This window comes from Rhabdochromatium marinum (assembly GCF_016583795.1).
Classification (GTDB): Bacteria; Pseudomonadota; Gammaproteobacteria; order Chromatiales; family Chromatiaceae; genus Rhabdochromatium; species Rhabdochromatium marinum.
Genome location: NZ_NRRS01000006.1, coordinates 1 through 20,291, shown reverse-complemented (window position 1 = coordinate 20,291; position 20,291 = coordinate 1). Strand labels below are relative to the sequence as shown.

Below are 20,291 nucleotides of genomic sequence, written 5' to 3'. Positions count from 1 at the left end.
CTCATGCCTCCCCCCAAATCATCAAAATTTCATCATGTGCAAACACATTTCACGCTCTACTTGTCCTGCTTAACCCACCAGCGCTCGAACATCGCTTCGTAGGCGTCTTCCAGCGCCCGGGCCAAATCCTGGGCATCACACAGTGGGCTTTGGCGCATGCGCTCGCGCTGGCTCAAGCGCATCGCCCGGCGTCCTGCAACCGCGCGCGCCAGCATAACCACCTTGGCGATGTAGTCCTCGTCATCATGGGCGATCCACTCCTCGCGCCCCAGCGCGCTGAGCATGGCAGCGGACATGCGCGAACCCGCGCAATCCCCGAGCTTGGTTACCACCGGCACCCCCATCCAGAGCGCATCACAGGTGGTGGTGGCACCGCCCCACGGGCCAACCGGATCGAGCGCGATGTCCAAGCGGTTGTAGTAGGCCATATGCTCCAGCCAGGACGATGTCGCCTGCCGATTCCGAAGTTCAATACGCTCACGGGTGATGCCCTGCTGCGCAAAGGCCGTCAGCACTCGCTCGCGGTTGCTTTCGTCGGCCAGTTCATGGGTCTTGAGCAGCAACTTGGCCTCTGGCAGCCTCTGTAGCACCTGCGACCACAGGGCAACCGTGCGCGGTGTCAACTTAATGAGGTTGTTGAAACTGCCTAGCCACAGAGCGCCATCGCTGCTCGCCCGCCAGGCCGGCTCCGGCGCTTCCGGGGGACTGCGGTAAGCGACACAAAGGCGTGGTAAACGCCAAAGCGTCTCGGAATACTGCGGCGCCAACTCGTCTGGTGTCAGCCATTCATCGCCGATCCAATAATCCATCGCTGCCAGTCCAGTGGAACCTATGAAACCTAGATAATGCGCCTGGACTGGCGCGGCACGCTGGGCAAAAACGCCCAAGCGGTTGTGCGCCGTATGCCCGGAAAGATCAATCAGCACATCTACCCCATCGTTGCGGATGTGCTGAGCGGCGCGCTCGTCGGACAAGCCAACAATCGACTGCCAGCGATCAACCAGCCCCTGGATGCGTGCGGTGACAGCGTCTTCCCGCCCGTTGGTGGTATACGCCAGCACATCAACGCGCGAACGGTCATGCTGGGCCAGCAGTGCTTCGAGAAAATCGGCAACCGCATGGCGACAAAAATCTCCGGAGACATAGCCAATGCGCAACCGCTGCCCTGGCTGTCTCGGTTTGGGGTGAATGTCGCCCACGGTCGGCTGATCAAACTGGGCGCTAAATTGCCGGGCCGCTGACAGGATGGCTTCACGCGCGGTTTGTTCGCGATGGTTTAGAGCGCAAAGTAGATAGCTATGCGGCAACGCATCATCCGGCTTCAGATTCATCGCCATAGCAGCGGTTGCTATGGCTTCATCCAATCGCCCGAGGTACAGAAGAACAGCCCCTCGCGTATTATGCGCCTCCACCAATTCAGGCTGTACGTGCAACGCAGCATCACAAGCAGCCAGCGCATCGTTCAGCCGCCAAAGACCCTTTAGAGCGTTCGCGCGCGTATGATGCGCCTTCGCCAATTTGGGCTGAATGCGCAGTGCAGCATCGCAAGCCGCCAGCGCATCGTCAAAACGTCCGAGATCCTGAAGGACAACACCTTTATTCGTCAGGGCTTCCGCAAAATCAGGCGTCAAGCCGAGTGCCGCATCCAAGGCCGCCAGCGCTTCATTCAGCCGTCCCATGTCCTTGAGAACAAGGCCGCGATTATTGTGCGCCTTCGCCAAGCCGGGCTTCAGCCTGAGCGCGGCATCCAGGGAGACCAGTGCTTCATCCAGCCGATCCAATTCCCACAGCGCCTCGCCGAGATTCAAATGCGCTTCTGCAAAATTGGCGTTCAGTTTGAGCGCGGTTGCGTAGGCCTCAATCGCCTGCTCCGGACGTGCAAGCTTTCTGAGGACATTCCCGCGATTGAAATGTGTGATTGGATCGTCCGGCGCATATCGGAGTGCGGCATCGAACGACGCCAGCGCATCGTCAAAACGGCCGAGGTCATGCAGGACCACGCCTCTATCCATCAAGGCGCCCGCGAAATCGGGCCTGAGATTGAGCACGGCATCGAAGGCCGCGAGCGCATCCCCCAACCGACCCATCTTCTGAAGCACCACGCCGCGCTTGTCGTGCGCCTCGGCACAATTCGGCTGGAGTTCCAGTACCTGTTCATAGGCCGCCACGGCGGCTGCCAGGTCACCTTCCTGTTGAGAACGAAGGGCGGCCTGCAACATGGATGAGACTGACTGAACCATCTTATGTTCCTGCGCTTAACGCGCATCCGGGGCGGTCTTGTTTTCGCCAGCGCACCACCGGCGCCACATACCGCGATAGGCCGCTTCCAGATCGCGAGTAAAGCCTTGTCCATCGCAAAAGGGCGATGCTGTCAGCATGGCGCGCAGATTCATGCGCAACCACGCCCGCCGTTCGGCATCGGCCGCGAGCGTCGCAGCCATGGCGATATAGTCCTCTTCAGTGTGGGCAACCAACTCAGGCAGGCCGATGGTGTTCAGAATGCTCTCACCGACGCGTGCGACCCAGGTTTCACCACTGAAGGTCACCACGGGCGTTCCCATCCACAACGCCTCCGCCGTCGTCGTCGTTCCAGCGTAAGGAGTTGGATCAAGTGCAACATCGATCCGATTGTAACGTGCAAAATGCTCCAAACGAGACGTGGATCCCATTAATTGCAGTCGCCCAAAATCGACGCCTTGCGCCGCGAAGCGACTCAAAACCTCACGGCGTACCGGCATCTGTGTCAGTGCTTTGTCCTTCAGGATCAGTTGCGACTCCGGCACCCGATCCAACACTTTCGCCCAAAGCGCCACGGTCTGCGGTGACAGCTTCGCAAGATTGTTAAAACTCCCAAAGACGACAGATCTCGCTTGCGACTGTGGTGGTTCGACCTCAGCAAAGACATCAGGCGGAGTAAAACAAAGGTAACTGTTTGGTAAGCGCCAAACCTGCTCGGTGAAGTTTTGCTCTTGATGATCAGGCACCACAAAGCGATCAGCAAGGATGTAATCCATCGCGGCCAGGCCCGTGGTGCCAGAATAGCCGAGCCAGGTCACCTGCACCGGTGCAGGTCGCTGTGCAAACACCAGCAGGCGATTGTGCGCGGTATGCCCCGACAAATCGATGAGGATATCAATGGCATCAGCACGAATCCGCGCTGCGGCGGCACGGTCATCCAAGCCTACCAGGGTCTTCCAACGATGAACACAGGCCTCAAGTCTGTCGGTCAAGTCATCGCGTGCAGCTTGAGTGCTATAGCAATAGACCTCCACTTCGGCTGGATCATGATAGGGCAAAACGCTTTGCAGGAAACGACCAACTGGATGGCAGCGAAAATCCCCGGAAACATAGCCAACACGGAGTCGGCGTTCTGGCTGTCTCGCGTTAGGATGATTGATGCCCACGGTTGGTTGATCAAACTGGGTGCCAAATTGCTGGGCTGCCGACAAAATGACTCCATTTGCGGTTTTTTCGCGATAAAGCAGCGCAAAAAGCCGGTTGCTATGCGCCTGCGCATAATCGGGTTTCAGATTCACCGCAGTTGCATGAGCGGCTACAGCTTCATCCACCTGTCCAGTCACCAGAAGAATATAACCTCGCATATTATGCGCCTCCGCCAAATCAGGCTGGATATGCAGTGCGGCGTCACAAGCAGCCAAAACCTCGGTGGATCGCCCGAGATCCTTCAGAACTCCCCCTCTGTTATTGTGAGCTTTCGCAAAATCAGGCCTCAGACTGAGCGCTGCATCGTAGGCCGCAAGCGCTTCATCCAGTCGCCCCATTTCCTTAAGAACAATGCCGCGATTGTTATGAGCCGCAGCCAAGCCGGGTTTCAGTCTGAGTGCTGCATCCAAAGATGTCAGCGCATCCTCCAGTCGCCCGAGTCCCTTCAGCGTCAAGCCGAGATTTAAATGAGCCTCGGCAAACTCGGCGTTCAGGTTGAGTGCGGCTTCGTAGGCATCAAGCGCTTGCGTCGGAAGCGCGAGCGCCCGCAGCACATTCCCACGATTAAAGTGTGTGATCGGGTCAGTTGGCGCAAATCTGAGTGCGGCATCGAAAGAAGCCAGTGCATCCTCCAGCCAACCAAGCCCCGAGAGCGCATTGCCGCGGTTATTGTGCACTTCGGCAAAATCCGGCTTGAGTTCCAACACCTGATCGTAGGCCGCCACGGCGGCCACTAACTCACCCTCCTGCTGATGGCGAAGCGCAGCCTGCAAAATAGACGAGACGGATTGACATTTCATGATGGGCAAAAATGCTTAGGTTCCCTGTGCCGAACCCGTGCACCACAGGCGCCACATGCCGCGATAGGCCGCTTCCAGATCGCGAGTAAAACGCTGCCCATCACCGAGGGGCGATTTCATCACCATGGAGCGCAGATTCGTTCTCAACCACGCTCGCCATTCGGCATTCTTCGCCAGAGATGCGGCAATGGCGATATAATCTTCCTCATCGCGGGCAACCAGTTCAGGCAGCCCGACGGTGCTCAAAATGCTGTCACTAATCCGTCCGACCCAAGTATGGCCTCTCAAAGCCACAACAGGCACACCCATCCAGAGTGCCTCCGCCGTTGTCGTCCCCCCGCCAAAGGGTGTCGGACTCAGCGCAATATCCACGCGGTTGTATCCTGCTAAATACTTGTTTCGTGGCAGCATGGACTCAAACAATAAGCGATCCTCATGGATGCCCTGAGCAAAAAAGGCACCTTGAAGCTCGCGACGTACCGATGCATCAGCCAGCGCTTTGTCTCGAATAACCAATCGCGAATCGGGCACCTGTGCAAGCAAACGACACCAGAGCGCAATCGTGCACTGTGACAGCTTGGCGAGGTTATTAAAGCTGGCAAAGGTCACTGTATCCGCACTGGTCTGGTGTGGTTCAATCGCAACCCGCACATCAGAAGCGTTAAAGCACAAATAGCTGAACGGCAAACGCCAGACGCGCTCGGAGAATAGCTGTTCTTCGCCCTCGTGGATGACAAAAGAATCCGCCAAAATGTAGTCCATCGCGGCCAATCCGGTGGTACCGAAATAGCCGAGCCATGAGACTTGCACCGGCGCGGGCCGTTGCGCAAACACCAGCAGGCGATTGTGCCTAGTATGCCCCGATAAATCGATCAAGATATCAATGGCATCAGCGCGAATCTGATTGGCGGCAGCATGGTCATCCAAGCCCACCAGGGTCTTCCAACCATGAACGCAGGCCTCAAGCCTGTCGGTCAAGTCGTCGCGTGCAGCTTGAGTGCTATAGCAATACACCTCAACTTCGGCCGGATCATGATGAGGCAGCACGCCTTGCAGAAAATATCCGACTGGATGGCGCCAAAAATCTCCAGAAACATAGCCAATGCGCAACCGCTGCTCTGTCTGTCGAGGGTTGGGATGACTGTCGCCGGCGGTCGGCTGATCGAACTGGGCACCAAATTGCCGAGCCGCCGATAGGATGGCACCATTCGCAGTTTGTTCGCAATAATGCAGCGCAAACAGACGATTGCTATGCGCTGGCTGAAAATCCGGCTTCAGATTTGCCGCGACAGCAAAAGCCGCCACAGCTTCATCCATCTGCCTCATCTGCATAAGAACACCGCCTCGCGTATTATGCGCTTCCAAAAATTCAGGCTGGAGGCGCAAAGCGGCATCACACGCGGTCAGGGCGTCACCCAGCTGCCCAAGATCCTTCAGAACATTCGCTCGCGCGTAATGCGCTGCTGCCGATTCTGGCTGGATGCGCAGCGCGGCATCGCAAGCGACCAAAGCATCGTCCCGCCGTCCAAGTTCATTAAGAATAAGCCCCCTATTATAGTGAGCATCTGCGCAATCGGGCCTAAGACTCAGCGCCGCATCCAGAGAGGCCAGCGCTTCCTCCAAGCGATCCAAGCCTTTCAACATCAAGCCAAGATGCAAATGTGCTTCGGCATAATCCGGCTTCATCTGCAATGCTGTCTTACACGAGGCCAGTGCCTCATTCCGCCGACCAAGCAATTCCAGAACATGACTGCGATTATTGTGCGCCTTGGCGTAATCCGGCCTGATTCTGAGCGCAGCATCATAGGCCGCAAGCGCCTCCTGAAAACGCTGCAGATCAGTTAACACAATTCCGCGACTATAATGCGCAAGGACAAAATCCGGCTGTATCGCGAGTGCCGCATCATAGGCCGCCAGCGCCTCATCAAAGCGCGCCAGCTCTTTCAGAATGATACCTCGATTGAGATGCGCCTCGAAAAAATCCGGGCGAATGCTGAGCGCGGCCTCAAAATCGGCCAGCGCGTCCATCAAGCGATCCAAAGTCCGCAAGGTATTGCCACGGTTAAAATGCGCAACCGCATCTTGTGGCGCAAGCTGAAGTGCCGCATCAAAGGCTGCAATGGCTTCTTGTGGGCGTCCGAGCGCCTGTAACACGTTGCCGCGGTTGACATGAATCTCTGGCAAATCCGGCTTGGCCTGAATCACCGCATCATAGCCCACCAAGGCGGTATCAAGCTCACCGCGCTGATGGCACGCAAGCGCCGTGTTCAGGATTGGTATGATTGCATCAGGATACATAAGCTGACACGGGATTGATCAGTGACTCACGGAAAGGAACCGCGCGAATGAACTCAGGCAGCAGTCTCAGAGGGACTGGTGGCGCACACGCTCGTAAGTGTTGGCGGCGCGCTGATCCTCGTGCAGCTGCTGTACGCGCTCAGCAAGCACGCGACGCTGCTCTTCGGCAACAGCGATCAGTTGGCGGTGGACTTGGTCGATGGACTGAAGGTGGGTGATGAGTCGCTCACGGGCGTCAGCATCCTCGGCTGCGCGTTGGGTAATCTCATCGGAGGTCAGCAGCTCCCGCAGCTGGGCGTCCAACGAGGGCAACTCGCTGAATGAGCCATCTGCGGCGGATTGCTCAAACTCGGCGAGCAGGCGCTCAAGCCGAGGTTCAAGGTGTGGGGCAGGGGATGTCACGACATGCCGGCCACAACGACCGCCCTAAACGGCCTTGACCCCGTTGCGAAATTCCTCCGGAATCTCGTCCCAGCCGGACTTGATCTGACGCAAGAGCCGGGTGACCTCATCTAGCAAGTCGGGGTCGTTGTGCAGATTGGCCTGCAACAACTGAAAAGACATGTACTCGTAAAGGGCGTCGAGGCGCTCGGCAAGTTCACCGCCTTTATCGTAGTCGAGCACCCCGCGCAGCCCGTCGAGGATATTAATCGCCTTGCCGATCTGTTCGCCCTTCTTGGGGATATTGCCTTGGAGCATGGCACCGCGCCCGACGGCGATGCGTTCAAGCGCGCCCTCAAACAGCAGTTGGATGATGCGGTGCGGATTGGCCACCGAGATTTCAGACAGGACGCCTGCCTGACGGTATTGTTCAGTGCTTTTATTCATACCCAATAATATACATGCCAAGTCTGCTGTCGGCTACACCTGAGTAGCGACTAATTGCTGTTGTTGTTGTTCGACATCAGGTTGCCGAGCTGACTCATGAGATAGTTTCCGGTTGTGTTCATTTCTGCAACCAGACTGTCCATGGCGTTAAATTGCGCGGTCATGCGCGCCTCGAATGCCAACGTGCGCTTGTCCAGTTGCTCGCGCTGCTCGCCGATGTCGGCGATGCTTGCGTTCAAGCCCTTGGTGCGAGCTGCCAACATGCCGTCCGTACTACTGGTAAAACCGGTGACGTTTTCGTGGAAGTTGCCAGCAATATCCTTCAACGCCGCAGTAATATTCTCCATGCCATAGTCTTCAATGGCTACGTCAAACGTGCTCTGATCGAAGCTTAGGGTGCCGGTTGCGCTCGAAACAATCCCCAAGTTAGCCAGTGCGATGCTTTCGCCCTTGCTTCTCGAACCGTTATCCTGAATGGCCTGCCCGGAAGAAACCATGGCATTGCCCAACATGGTGCGCACACCACGCACGGTCGCATCACCGGTTAGCACCGCGCCGGAGTCGTTCTCGGCATCGTAAGCAGTCAGCGAATTGGTTTGCTTGATCAGTTCGTTGTACCCGCCGATAAACTCGTTCAGCAGCGAACGCAGGGAAGATCGATCCTCGGCCACCCGCACGCTGGTGGCACTCGTGGTTGTCTCCAGCAGCGTGATGCTCAGGCCATCAACAGCATTGCCTAGCGTATTGCTATCGCTGTTGATGGTAATGCCGTTAACTATGGCTTGGGCATCCTGGGCTACCTGGGTAATCTGGCCATTAACACCAGGCACGTTTCCAGCCGATCCGTCCAGACTCAGCGCGGTATCCAGCGCACCACTGGCCATGCCGGTTGCGGTGGTTGTGATGGTATTGCTTTCGCCGGTGTCATTGGCGGTCATGACCAAACGCGCACCGTTGCTATCATTGATGATCGAAGCAGTTACGCCAGCATCAGCGTCGTTGATCGCATCACGCAGATTACCGAGCGTCAGCGCCTGCTCACTTGCATCCAGAGTAATATCGGTGGTATCACCAGAGCCGACTTGGATCGAAAAAGTCGCCGTGTCGCCCAGGGTGACAACCTCAGTTGCGGCGCCTCCAGAAAAAAGTGCCCCAGCATCGGCCGCGTTGGTCGCCAGTGACTGCGCGGTGGCGAGCTGATTGACAGTGATGGAAAAATTACCCGCCGGCGCATCATCCGCCGCTGTGACGCTGAGCGCCTCCTTGTTGGAGTTGGTCACGCTCATCTTGGGTTCGAATTCGCTCAGACGCTTGAGCGGCGATTCGATGGTGCTGAGCGACCCGCGCAGGCTGCCGTAGGCTGAAATCTTCGCCTGTAGTGTCGACTCCTGCCGGTTAAGCCGATTCTCGATCGGCGCACGCTCGGCCGCGACTAATTGACTGACCAAACCCTGGAGATCTAATCCGGATCCGATTCCGGTTGCACTAATGCCTGCCATGTTGAATTACTCCTGTCAGTTGCTTGATGGGTTGGAGTCCTTGCAGAGGTGATTAGGCCGAGAGATTATCGATCAACAGGCCCGTTGCCGCCTGACTATCGCCATCGCGTATCCGCGCTATCAGCGCCAACGCAGTCTCTGGTGGGATTTGCCGAATCACTTCATCATTTTCGTCATCCATCACCTTGATCACAGTGCGCCCGCTCGGCTCATCAAACGAAAACTCCAGCGAGCGATTGCTCGACTTAAGGTATTCGTTGATTACCTCCTGCACCTGTTGCAGGCCTCTCTGGTCTTGGGCGAAGGGATCGGTCGCTGTGGTCTGCTCCTCGTCCAACCCGAGTCCGGATTGGGGCTGGGCGTCTGCTGGAACTTGGTCATGGCCGGTCTGCTCTGTATTCTTCCCAGGCGTGACGGTCTGTTTACTGATCGTATCAGAACCCGCCGCAGAATCGTTGACGGATGTTGCGACTAAAAGACTGCTCGACCGTGGTACGGATTGCTCATCTTGCCCGGCGACCGCCGCGTCCCTGGCTGAGGACTGCATGCGTCCGCCCGCTGCTTCGCCTCGATAAGCGGGCGTCAGAGCTGTCGATATCATTGAGATTGAATTATCGCTCATCATTCTGTCCTCATGTCAGAGACGGGGTTTGCCAGCCCCTCTCTCTGGCTGGCAACCCCCACTGACAGACGCCTTCAGCGTCATGATCGGCTCAATGCGCCATGACCTACTGAAGCAGCGACAGCGCACTCTGCGGTGCCTGGTTGGCCTGCGACAGAACCGAGATACCGGCCTGCTGCAAGATCTGCACCCGAGTCAGCTCGGCGGTCTCTTGCGCGAAGTCGGCATCGCGAATCCGCGAACGCGCGGCGGACATGTTGTTGGATGACACCGTCAGGTTGCTGATCGCACTGTCGAAACGCGCCTGAGCCGCACCGATGTCCGCGCGCAATGCATTGATCTGGCTCAAGGCGCCGTCCATGATGCCAATGGTCATGGTCGCCTCTTCGCGGGTCAGAACACTCGCACTCGTGGCGATGTTTCTTTCACTTGCGCCTCCATCCACGAGATCTGCAGTTACGGTGTTGCCAAGGGAATCTGTAGCGGAGACGACTCCACCCGAAGCAGAGAAAGATGCGGAGAAAGCACCAGAAGTGTCCTTTGTGTAATCTCCGGTGATGGCAATCGTGGTATTGCCATCATTGTTCACTCGCAAGAAAGCCTTAAGACCCGCTTCGCCGACGAGTTGGCCAGTCGTATTGCCTCCGTCGATCTGTGTTTGAATTGCGTTGTTAATGTTGGAAACAGCTTCTTCCAGCGAGGTGGCTGAAGCGCTTGTAAAAGAGGTGCTATTAGTACCACCCATGTCCACACTAATAGTGAATCCCCCAACTGTCGCGCTACCGATACTGGCCGCATCTTCCAGGTATCCCATCTCTGTCGAGTTGAGGGCATCAGCTGCGGCGCCAACCATCTCCTGGTTACCCAGACGTGAGGTGCGAGAATCGATGCCGTTCACAGAGATCATCTGGCCTTGGTTTGCGCCGACCTGGAAAAACGTCTCGGTCTGCGAGCCATTTAGGATGGATTGCCCATTAAACTCAGTATTGAGCGCGACCCGCTGAACTTCTTGGATCAGCGCCTGGACTTCGTTATTTAAAGCAGTCCGATCACCTGCTGTGTTACTACCGCTGGCCGACTGCACAGCCAACTCGCGGATACGTTGCAGATTGGCACTCGTCGTACTGAGTGCGCCCTCGGCAGTTTGCGAGAACGAGATACCGTCGTTAGCGTTGCGCACAGCCTGGTTGAGGCCTTTGATTTGCGCACCAAAACGCTCCGAGATAGCCAGACCGGCGGCGTCGTCCTTGGCGCTGTTGATGCGCAGACCGGTAGACAGCCGCTCAAGCGTTTGGCTCATCGATTTCTGGGAATTTGACAAGTTGTACTGCGCTTTAAGCGACATCATGTTGGTGTTGATAACTTGTGCCACGATGCTTCTCCTGAATTGATCCGTTGGGTTTGTCTGTTAGCGCGCCCGCGCCGGGTGTCTGTATGCTTGACTTGGGTAGCGGGTTGCGATTTGAGCGGCCCTTCTTGCAGCGCTCTGATGAGGCTAACGGCTTCGGCTGAAAATCCTTTAATGCGATCCGTTCTGTGCGAACATCGCCTCGAATGCCGTCTCCAGCGCCCGCGCCAGCCCCGGGCCATCGCACAGCTCGCTGTGGCGCATCCGCTCGCGTTGGGTCTCGCGAATCTGCCGGCGCCCGGCAACATCGCGCGCCAGCTCGACGGCAATGCGCACAAAGTCGGCGTCACTCTGAGCGATCCACTCGGTGCGGCCAAGCCCGGTCAGCAAAGAGGCGGCCTGACGTCCGGCCAGGCGATCACCGATGCGCGTGACCAGCGGACAGCCCATCCAGAGGGCATCGAACCCCGTGGTGGCACTGTTGAAGGGCAGGGTATCCAGTGCGATGTCGAGCCGGTTGTAATAGGCCATATGCTCCACCCAGGATGGCGTGGCCTTCAGAAAAGTCACCCGGTCTTCTTCGATACCACAGGCCTTGAGCGTCTTGAGCACCCGCAATTGCCGCGGGCGACTATCTCCTTTGAAAGCCTTCAGCGCCAAGTGGGCTTCGGGCAAGGCATGCAGCACCTGAGCCCAGAGCGCCAAGCTGACCTCGCCCACCTTCGTCAGGCGATTGAAACTCCCAACCCAAATTTGCCCGCTTGAATCCGGCCACCAGCGCGGCGCGGGTGCGGGTTCCAGTGGGTCGTAGGCGTAGCGGGTGCGGGGCAGGCGCCAGACCTGTTCGGTAAAGTACTTATCATGCTCGGGCGGGATCAGCACTGCATCGCCAATGAAATAATCCATCTGCGATAAACCAGTGGTGGCATAGTAGCCGATGTAATGGCACTGCACCGGCGCCACGCGCCGCGCGATCACGCCCAAGCGATGGCCTTGCTCATGCCCGGAGGTCTCGACCAGCACATCCAGGCGATCCTCCAGCAGGCGCTTCGCTGCGCGCGCATCGGACAATCCCGCCAGCGACACCCAGTGATCCGCCAACCCCTTCAGCACCTCCGTGTAGGCATCTTCCCGACCGTGGGCGTTATAGACGCAAACCTCAAAGCGGGTTCTGTCCAGCTCAGTCAGCCAGGCACGCAGGAAAAAGGCCACCGGATGCACTTCTAACTCATTCGATAGCAGTCCGATGCGCAATCGGCGCCCTGCGCGCGGCGCCCGCTGCAACACCCGCTCACGCGCGACTTGCCGATCAGCCGCCGACAGCGTCGCGACTTCCCACTGCTCAGCTTCCTTGCGCAGCCTGCCCGGCGGCCAATGCCCGGAAGCGGCCATGGCCACGAACAGGGCACTGCGCAGTACTCCATTATCGGGTTCAATCGCCAGCGCCCGTTCGTAGGAGGCTGCGGAGGCGTCTAGTTCGCCGAGTTCTTTAAGAACAAAGCCAAGCTCAGCATGCGCCGGGGCGAAGCTGGGATCAATGTGCAGGGCTTCGCGATAACTCTGCTCGGCGGCCTCCGATTGTCCCTGTTCTTCGAGCACATTGCCGAAGTTGTAGTGCGTTTGCGCTTGTTCCGGATTCAACGCCAGAGCGCGCTTGTAGCTGACTACGGCAGCCGGCAAATCGCCGCGCGCGCGCAGCAGATTGCCGAGGGCCGCATGGGCCACATCAAGATCGGGATCAAGTATCAGGACTTGGCGCAGACAGGCGTCGGCTTCGTCCAGGGCGTCGGTAGCTGTCAGCAACACGGCAAGATTGACCTGCGAGCGGGCGCTGGCGGGATCAAGGGCGACGGCTTTCCGTGCTGCGGCCAGAGCGCCCGGCAGATCGCCCAGATGATGACGAATCTCCGCAAGCCGCTGGAAGCCTTGCGGCTGGCCCGGCCATTGATGGATGAAAGTCTCGGCCAAGGGCAGGGCTTCGGCTGGAAGCCCAGCATCATGGATGGCGGTCAGATGGTCAAGGTCTTGCTGCCATGGCGCGGGCGGTGGGGTGTCGCGCAGGGCTTGTTCGAGCTGCTGGGCCAACTGGAGGAGACCGGGCTGGGCGTCCTTGGCCTTGATCGCCTCGTGCACGGCGTCCAGTGCCTCCTGAACCTGACCGTCGCGTAAGTGGGATTCAATCCGTTCAAGCCAGGCGGCCAGATTTATTGGCCTATTGCACGCGGCTTTTTTCTTGGTTGTGCTTGATTTTTGTCGAGACATGAGGGGCTATTATCCAATCTGATCATTGCACTTGACCAGCAGATGCCTGCCAGCGCGCGAACATCGCCTCGAACGCCGCCTCCAACGCTCGTGCCAGCCCCGCGCCGTCGCACAGCTCGCTGTGGCGCATCAGATTACGCTGGGTCTCGCGAATTTGCCGGCGCCTGGCAACATCGCGCGCCAGTTCCACAGCAATGCGCACAAAGTCGTCGTCACTCTGAGCGATCCACTCGGTGCGACCAAGCCCGGTCAACAAAGAGGCCGCCAGGCGCCCGGCCAGGCGATCACCGATGCGCGTGATCAGCGGACAGCCCATCCAGAGGGCGTCGAAACCCGTGGTGCCGCTGTTGTAGGGCAGTGTATCTAGTGCGATGTCGAGCCGATTGTAATAGGCCATGTGCTCCGCCCAGGACGGTGTAGCCTTGAGAAACGCCACCCGGTCTTCTTCGATACCACAGGCTTTGAGGGTTTTGAGTACTCGCAATTGCAGTGGGCGATTGTCCCCTTTGAAGTCCTTGAGTGCCAGGCAGGCCTCGGGCAAAGCATGCAGCACCTCGGCCCAGAGCGCCAGGCTGGCATCGCGCACCTTGAACAGATTATTGAAACTTCCGATCCACAGCCGACCGTCTGGGTCTGGCTGCCAGCGCGGCTCGGGCGCCGATTCCAAGGGGGCGTAGGCTAAGCGGGTGCGGGGCAAGCGCCAGACTTGCTCGGTAAAATGCGCATCATGCTCGGGTGGGATCAGCGCCGCATCGGCAATGAAATAATCCATCTGAGACAAACCGGTGGTCGCACAGTAGCCGATGTAATGGCACTGCACTGGCGCCACGCGCCGCGCGATCACGCCCAGGCGATTGCCGGGGTCATGCCCGGAGGTTTCGACCAGCACATCCAGGCGATCCTCCAGCAGGCGCTCCGCCGCGCGTGCGTCGGACAAGCCCGCCAGCGACACCCAATGATCGGCCAATGCCTTGAGCACCTCCGTGTAGGTATCTTCCCGGCCCTCGGAGGAATAGACCCAAACCTCAAAGCGGCTTCTGTCCAGCTCAGTCAGCCAGGCACGCAGGAAAAAGGCCACTGGATGTATCCCTAACTCATTCGATAGCAGGCCAATGCGCAATCGGCGCCCGGCCTGTGGCGCTCGCGGCAACACCCGTTCACACGCGATCTGCCGATCAACCGCCGGCAGCGTGGCGACTTCCCAGCGCTCGGCTTCCTGGCGCAATCTCTCCGGTGACCAATGGCAACAAAACGCCATCGCCACGAGCTTATTACTGCGCATCGCCCCATTGCCCGGCGCAATGGCCAGTGCTCGTTCGTAGGCGGCCTCAGATACCTCCAGTTCGCCAAGTTCCATCAGTACACGAGCACGATAGCCATGAGCCAGGGCTGAGTCGGGATCGATCACAAGCGCCCGAGCGAGCGCCGCCAGTGCCTCAAGGTAACGTCTCTGCCGGTTAAGAACAAAACCAAGCAGAGTATGCGCTCGGGCGAATTCTGGGTCGGCTGCTACCGCCTGCTCAAAAGCCAAGCGGGCCTGCTCATAGTCGCCGGCGGCATTGCGTAAGACCCCGATGTTATAGGCCGCAGCGGCGAAGCCGGGATTAATGCGCAAGGCTTCGCGGTAGCTCTGCTCGGCAGCCGGCAAGTCGCCGCACGCGCGCAGCAGGTTGCCAAGGGTCGCATGGGCCACATCAAGATCGGGATCAAGTACCAGGGCTTGGCGCAGACAGGCGTCGGCTTCGTCAAGGGCATCGGTGGCTGCCAGCAACACGGCAAGATTGACCTGCGAGCGGGCGCTGGCGGGATCGAGGGCGACGGCTTCGCGTGCTGCGGCCAGGGCGCCTGGCAGATCGCCCAGACCATGACGAATCTCCGCAAGTCGCTGAAAGCCTTGCGGCTGGCCCGGCCATTGATGGATGAAAGTCTCGGCCAAGGGCAAGGCTTCGGCTGGATGCCCGGCATCATGGATGGCGGTCAGATGGTCAAGGTCTTGCTGCCATGGCGCGGGCGGTGGGGTGTCGCGCAGGGCTTGTTCGAGCTGCTGGGCCAACTGGAGGAGACCGGGCTGGGCGCCCGTGGCCTTGATCGCCCCGCGCACGGCGTCCAGGGCCTCCTGAACCTGACCTTCGCGTAAGTGGGATTCAATCCGTTCAAGCCAAGCGGCCAGATTTTTTGGGCTATTGCACGCGGCTTTTTTCTTGGTCGTGCTTGTTTTTTGTTGAGACATGAGGGGTAATCATCCAATCTGATCATTGCGCTTGACCAGCAGACGCCTGCCAGCGCTCGAACATTGCCTCGAACGCTGCCTCCAGCGCCCGCGCCAGCCCCGGGCCGTCGCATAGCTCGCTGTGGCGCATCTGTTCACGTTGAGTTTTGCGAATCCGCCGGCGCCCGTCAATATCGCGCGCCAGTTCCACAGCAATGCGTACAAAGTCGTCGTCACTCTGGGCGATCCACTCGGTGCGACCAAGCCCGGTCAGCAAAGAGGCGGCCTGACGTCCGGCCAGGCGATCACCGATGCGCGTGACCAGCGGACAGCCCATCCAGAGGGCATCGAACCCCGTGGTGGCGCTGTTGAAGGGCAGGGTATCCAGTGCGATGTCGAGCCGGTTGTAATAGGCCATGTGCTCCGTCCAGGAGGGCGTGGCCTTGAGAAACGCCACCCGGTTTTCTTCGATACCACAGGCTTTAAGCGTCTTCAGCACCCGCAATTGCAACGGTCGATCATCCCCTTTGAAGTCCTTGAGTGCCAGGTAGGCCTCGGGCAAAGCATGCAGCACCTCGGCCCAGAGCGCCAGGCTGGCATCGCGCACCTTCGTCAGACGATTGAAGCTCCCAACCCAAAGTCGCCCGTCTGGGTCTGGCCACCAGCGCGGCGCTGGTGCGGGTTCCAGTGGATCGTAGGCGTAGCGAGTGCGGGGCAGGCGCCAGACCTGCTCGGTAAAATGCACATCATGCTCGGGTGGGATCAGCGCCGCATCGCCGATAAAATAATCCATCTGAGACAAACCGGTGGTCGCATAGTAGCCGATGTAATGGCACTGCACCGGCGCCACGCGCCGCGCGATCACGCCCAGGCGATTGCCAGGGTCATGCCCGGAGGTTTCGAGCAACACATCCAAGCGATTCTCTAGCAGGCGCTCCGCCGCGCACGCATCGGAGAGTCCCGCCAGCGACACCCAATGATCAGCCGACGCCTTGAGCATATCTGTGTAGGCATCTTCATGGCCTTCCGAGGAATAGACCCAGACCTCAAAGCAGCTTCTGTCTAGCTCGCTCAGCCAGGCACGCAGGAAAAAGGCGACTGGATGCGTCCTTAACTCATTCGACAGCAGGCCGATGCGCAATCGGCGCCCGGTCCGGGGCGCCCGCAGTAAAACCCGCTCACACGCGATCTGCCGATCAACCGCTGACAGCGTGGCGACTTCCCAGTGCTCGGCTTCCTGGCGCAATCTTTCCGGTGGCCAATGACAACAAAACGCCATCACCACGAGCCTATTGCTGCGCAGCGACCTATTGTTGGGCGCAATGACCAGTGCTCGTTCGTAGGCGGCCTCAGATACCTCCAGCTCGCCGAGTTCCATCAGTACGCGAGCGCGGTAGCCATGAGCTTGGACTGAGTCAGGATCGATCACAAGCGCCCGGGCGAGTGCCGCAAGTGCCTCAAGGTAGCGTCTCTGCTGAGTAAGAATAAAACCAAGCTGAACATGTGCTTGGGCGAAGCCGGGATCAATGCGCAGGGCTTCGCGATAACTCTGCTCGGCGGCCTCCGATTGTCCCTGTTCTTCGAGCACATGGCCTAAGTTGTAGTGCATTTGCGCCTGTTCCGGATTCAACGCCAGGGCGCGCTTGTAGCTGACCTCGGCAGCTGGCAAGTCGCCGCGCATGCGCAGCAGGTTGCCGAGGGTCGCATGGGCAACATCAAAATGGGGATTAAGTATCAGGGCTTGGCGCAGACAGGCGTCGGCTTCGTCCAAGGCATCGGTGGCTGCCAACAACACGGCAAGATTGACCTGCGAGCGGGCGCTGGCGGGATCGAGGGCGACGGCTTCCCGCGCTGCAGCCAAAGCGCCCAGTAGATCGCCCAGCTGATGACGAATCTCCGCGAGGCGCTGGAAGCCTTGCGGCTGGCTCGGCCATTGCTGAATAAAAGCCTCAGCCAAAGGCAGGGCTTCGGCTGAATCCCCGGCATCATGGATGGCAGTCAGATGATCAAGGTCTTGCTGCCAAGGCTCAGGCGGCGGAGTGTCGCGCAGGGCTTGTTCGAGCTGTTGAGCCAACTGGAGAAGACCGGGCTGGGTACCCGTGGCTGCAATCGCTCCATGCACGCTATCCAGAGCCTTCTGGACCTGACCGTCGCGTACGTGGGATTCGATACGGGTGAGCCAGGCGGCCAGATCTTCAGGCGCCCCGCTGTTGGCATAGTCTTCGGTTGGAATTGCTTGCTGTTGCAGCATGGGTGAAAAGACCTCGCTCAGTGTGATGAACTGGCAGATGCCTGCCAATGCTCAAACATCACCGCAAACGCGTCTTGCAGCACGCGAGCCAGCCCAGCCCCATCGCACAGCTCACCACCGCGCATCCGCTCGCGCTGGGTGGTGCGAATGTGGCGACGCCGCTCAGTATCCCGCAGCAGCTCAAGCGCAATGCGCACATAGTCGGCATGGGTCGTTGCGATCCAGTCCGGCTGCCCCAGACCGGTTAACATGGACGCGGCTTGGCGCGTGGCCGGCTGTTCGCCCATCAGCGTGACCAAAGGTGTGCCCATCCACAGCGCCTCAAAGCCGGTGGTGGCGCTGGTAAAAGGCGTCGGATCGAGCGCAAGATCGACATAGTTGTAAAGCCCCATGTGTTCAGCCCAGCAGGAGGCATAGCCGACAAACTTGACCCTGTCCGCTCCAATGCCCTCGCCTGCCAGGGTGCGCAGAATACGGTCTTGCACCAGAGGATCATCGGCCTGGTTGTTCTTTAAGAACAAATGCGCGTTCGGCAGCGCGCGCAGAATCTCGCCCCACAGCGCCAGGCTGTCTTCGCGCACCTTATTCAGTTGATTAAAGCTGCCCAGCCACAGTCGGCCTTTGGGATCGGGATGCCAGGCAGGTTCGGGTGCGTCTATCAAGGAATGAAAGGCATAACGGCTGCGCGGCAGGCGCCAGACGCGCTCGGTAAAGCCGTCATCCTGATCGGGCGGGGTAAAGACAGCGTCGCCGATAAAATAATCCATTTCGCTCAGGCCGGTGGTGGCAAAGTAGCCAATGTAGTGGCACTGCACCGGGGCCACGCGATGGGCGATGATCCCAAGGCGGTTGCTTTTGGTGTGACCGCTGGTTTCAATCAGCACATCGATCTGATCGGCACGGATACGTTCCGCCGCCTGGCAGTCGTCCAGACCAACCAGGGGGGTCCAGGCATCGGCGAGCGCCTGAAAGGACGCTGCCTGCGGCTCCGGGCGCAGGCGCGTGGGATAGAGAAACAGCTCGCAGCGGCTGCGATCCAGTGCGCTCAGCCAAGGCCATAGAAAAAACCCGACGGCATGATGCCCCAGCTCGCTCGACAAGACCCCGAGTCGCAGACGCCGCCCCGGCAGCAACTGGCGAGCAAAAGTCCGAGCGCGCGCCTGTTGCCGCTCTTGCGCGGACAGGGCGACTTGCTCCCAGCGTTCCGCTTCGGCGCGCATGGTCGCGGCTGACCAGTGCACCGCAAAGCCTATTCGAAACAGCAGGTTGCTCATTGCCAGGGCAAAGTCCGGCTGGCAGGCCAGCGCCTCACGAAAAGCCGCGTGTGCGGCGTCGAAGCGCGCCAGATCGAACAGCAACATGCCAAGACACTGATGCGCTACGGCACAGTGGGGATCAATCGCCAGCGCGCGGCGAAACGCAGCTTCCGCCTCTTCACGGCGGTTGAGTGTGCGTAACAGCTCGCCGAGGTTCGTCCAGGCGGCAACATAATCGGGATTGAGTTCCAGTGCACTGCGATAGGCCACTTCCGCCACGGCGGCCTTGCCAAGCGCCTTGTTGGCATTGGCGGCAAAGAACCACAGCTCGGCTCGCTCGGGATTCAGCTCCAGCGCCCGCCGGAACAGCGCAATGCCCTCGTCCAAGGCATCGATCCCCGAGAGAAAGCCCGCGACCGGCTCCAGGACATCCGCCCGGTCGGGCCAGCGTTCCAGCGCCTGCCGATAGTGATATTCCGCCTGCTGGAACTGGCCCTGTTCGGTCTCCAGCGCGGCCAGCGCGAGCCGCGCGGCGGGATCATCAGGATTGTGTGCCAGCGCTTGCAGATATGCCAGCCTGGCTTCCTTTGGGCGGGACTGGGCGCGTTCTTGATTGCCCTGTTGATAGCAGGCGGCGGCTTGGACGGGATCCGCCTCAGCCGCCGCTGGCCTGAGAAAAATCTCCAGCGTTTGCTGCAACTGCGTCAACTGCGCTCGACCGGCGTGCTGGCCGATGGCCGTGATGGCGCGTTCAACGGCTTGCAGCGCGGCTTCCACTTCACCACGCTGCAAGTGGGTTTCGATCAGCGTCAGCCAGGTGTTCAGATCCTCTGGTTGCGCGGCCAGCAGGCGCTCAAGCTGACCGGTTTCCCCGCCGGGTGTTTGCATCATTGGATTTCAGTTCGGGTTGGGCGAATCTTCATTGGTATCACCTTCACCATACAATGCCTGATGCAAGTCCATCAAATAGGGTTTATAGTTTTTCCAAAAATTGATTCGATCCATATAGATTGGCTTAACAACTTGGTGAGCGCTGGCTGTTAGGACTGGCCGATCATTGAGGTGTGGCGCAAGGCATGCCTGCTCAAATGGAAGCTGGCAGTGATCAAGCAGCGCCGGGATCATCGATGTTGGCTCCCGTACCAGTTGTTCATATCGTACTGAATAGATCGGCATAGGCAGCACTTGTTCCCAATGCGCCATGAGCCTCTGATACTGCCGGTAATGCTGGCCTAGAATATCGAGGCGGTGGGCGTAATGATGCTCATTAAATGGATGACTAAAAATTGACCAGCAGGTTGCCATCGGATCGCGCTGGCAGTGAATAATCCGCGCCTTTGGGAACAGGGCCTTGATCATGCCTTGGTCCATTGTTGCTAAGCCGCCACAGGCATCAGGTAGGGGCGCTTTGCCGGTCGAGGTCGTCGTCGAGCCGGCCAAGCCGGCCAAGGCATGCGTTCAAGCACTTGCTCAA

At 59.1% G+C, this 20,291-nt stretch carries 13 protein-coding genes; all 13 read right to left on the bottom strand.

The genetic code is table 11. The features are described 5' to 3' along the window. Positions 1–56 precede the first annotated feature (56 nt). Positions 57–2,240: an O-linked N-acetylglucosamine transferase, SPINDLY family protein gene (locus tag CKO36_RS03115; RefSeq protein ID WP_200280431.1), complete on the bottom strand. Its 2,184-nt coding sequence runs from the start codon at positions 2,238–2,240 to the stop codon at positions 57–59. A 15-nt stretch (positions 2,241–2,255) separates the two neighbouring features. Next, on the bottom strand, positions 2,256–4,244 hold the full coding sequence (locus CKO36_RS03110; RefSeq protein WP_200280429.1) for an O-linked N-acetylglucosamine transferase, SPINDLY family protein: 1,989 nt from the start codon (positions 4,242–4,244) through the stop codon (positions 2,256–2,258). Positions 4,245–4,259: 15 nt separating this feature from the next. After that, positions 4,260–6,542, bottom strand: a complete 2,283-nt coding sequence (locus CKO36_RS03105) for a tetratricopeptide repeat protein (RefSeq protein WP_200280426.1) — start codon at positions 6,540–6,542, stop codon at positions 4,260–4,262. Between the two features lie 66 nt (positions 6,543–6,608). After that, entirely contained in the window at positions 6,609–6,944 is a 336-nt protein-coding gene (locus tag CKO36_RS03100; protein WP_200280423.1) for a hypothetical protein, read from the bottom strand. Between the two features lie 24 nt (positions 6,945–6,968). Further along, the gene (gene fliS / locus CKO36_RS03095; protein ID WP_200280421.1) at positions 6,969–7,370 is read right to left on the bottom strand and encodes a flagellar export chaperone FliS; all 402 of its coding nucleotides are present in this window, start codon (positions 7,368–7,370) and stop codon (positions 6,969–6,971) included. A gap of 50 nt (positions 7,371–7,420) precedes the next feature. Then, positions 7,421–8,869 carry a flagellar filament capping protein FliD gene (gene fliD, locus CKO36_RS03090; RefSeq protein ID WP_200280419.1) on the bottom strand — a complete coding sequence of 483 codons (1,449 nt, stop codon included), beginning with the start codon at positions 8,867–8,869 and terminating at the stop codon, positions 7,421–7,423. A gap of 52 nt (positions 8,870–8,921) precedes the next feature. Beyond that, positions 8,922–9,416, bottom strand: a complete 495-nt coding sequence (locus CKO36_RS20065; protein ID WP_200280623.1) for a flagellar protein FlaG — start codon at positions 9,414–9,416, stop codon at positions 8,922–8,924. Between the two features lie 181 nt (positions 9,417–9,597). Continuing rightward, a complete protein-coding gene (locus CKO36_RS03080) occupies positions 9,598–10,863 on the bottom strand; it encodes a flagellin N-terminal helical domain-containing protein (protein WP_338053411.1) in 1,266 nt (421 codons plus the stop codon). Between the two features lie 147 nt (positions 10,864–11,010). Next, positions 11,011–13,101, bottom strand: coding sequence for an O-linked N-acetylglucosamine transferase, SPINDLY family protein (locus tag CKO36_RS03075; protein ID WP_200280417.1), 2,091 nt, complete (start codon positions 13,099–13,101; stop codon positions 11,011–11,013). A 22-nt stretch (positions 13,102–13,123) separates the two neighbouring features. After that, positions 13,124–15,331 carry an O-linked N-acetylglucosamine transferase, SPINDLY family protein gene (locus tag CKO36_RS03070; RefSeq protein WP_200280415.1) on the bottom strand — a complete coding sequence of 736 codons (2,208 nt, stop codon included), beginning with the start codon at positions 15,329–15,331 and terminating at the stop codon, positions 13,124–13,126. A 22-nt stretch (positions 15,332–15,353) separates the two neighbouring features. Continuing rightward, positions 15,354–17,561, bottom strand: coding sequence for an O-linked N-acetylglucosamine transferase, SPINDLY family protein (locus tag CKO36_RS03065; RefSeq protein ID WP_200280413.1), 2,208 nt, complete (start codon positions 17,559–17,561; stop codon positions 15,354–15,356). 17 nt (positions 17,562–17,578) lie between these two features. After that, positions 17,579–19,708 carry an O-linked N-acetylglucosamine transferase, SPINDLY family protein gene (locus CKO36_RS03060; protein ID WP_200280411.1) on the bottom strand — a complete coding sequence of 710 codons (2,130 nt, stop codon included), beginning with the start codon at positions 19,706–19,708 and terminating at the stop codon, positions 17,579–17,581. Positions 19,709–19,714: 6 nt separating this feature from the next. After that, positions 19,715–20,176 (bottom strand): sulfotransferase family protein, encoded by a 462-nt coding sequence (locus CKO36_RS03055; protein WP_207161373.1) that lies wholly within the window; start codon positions 20,174–20,176, stop codon positions 19,715–19,717. Between the last annotated feature and the right edge of the window lie 115 nt (positions 20,177–20,291).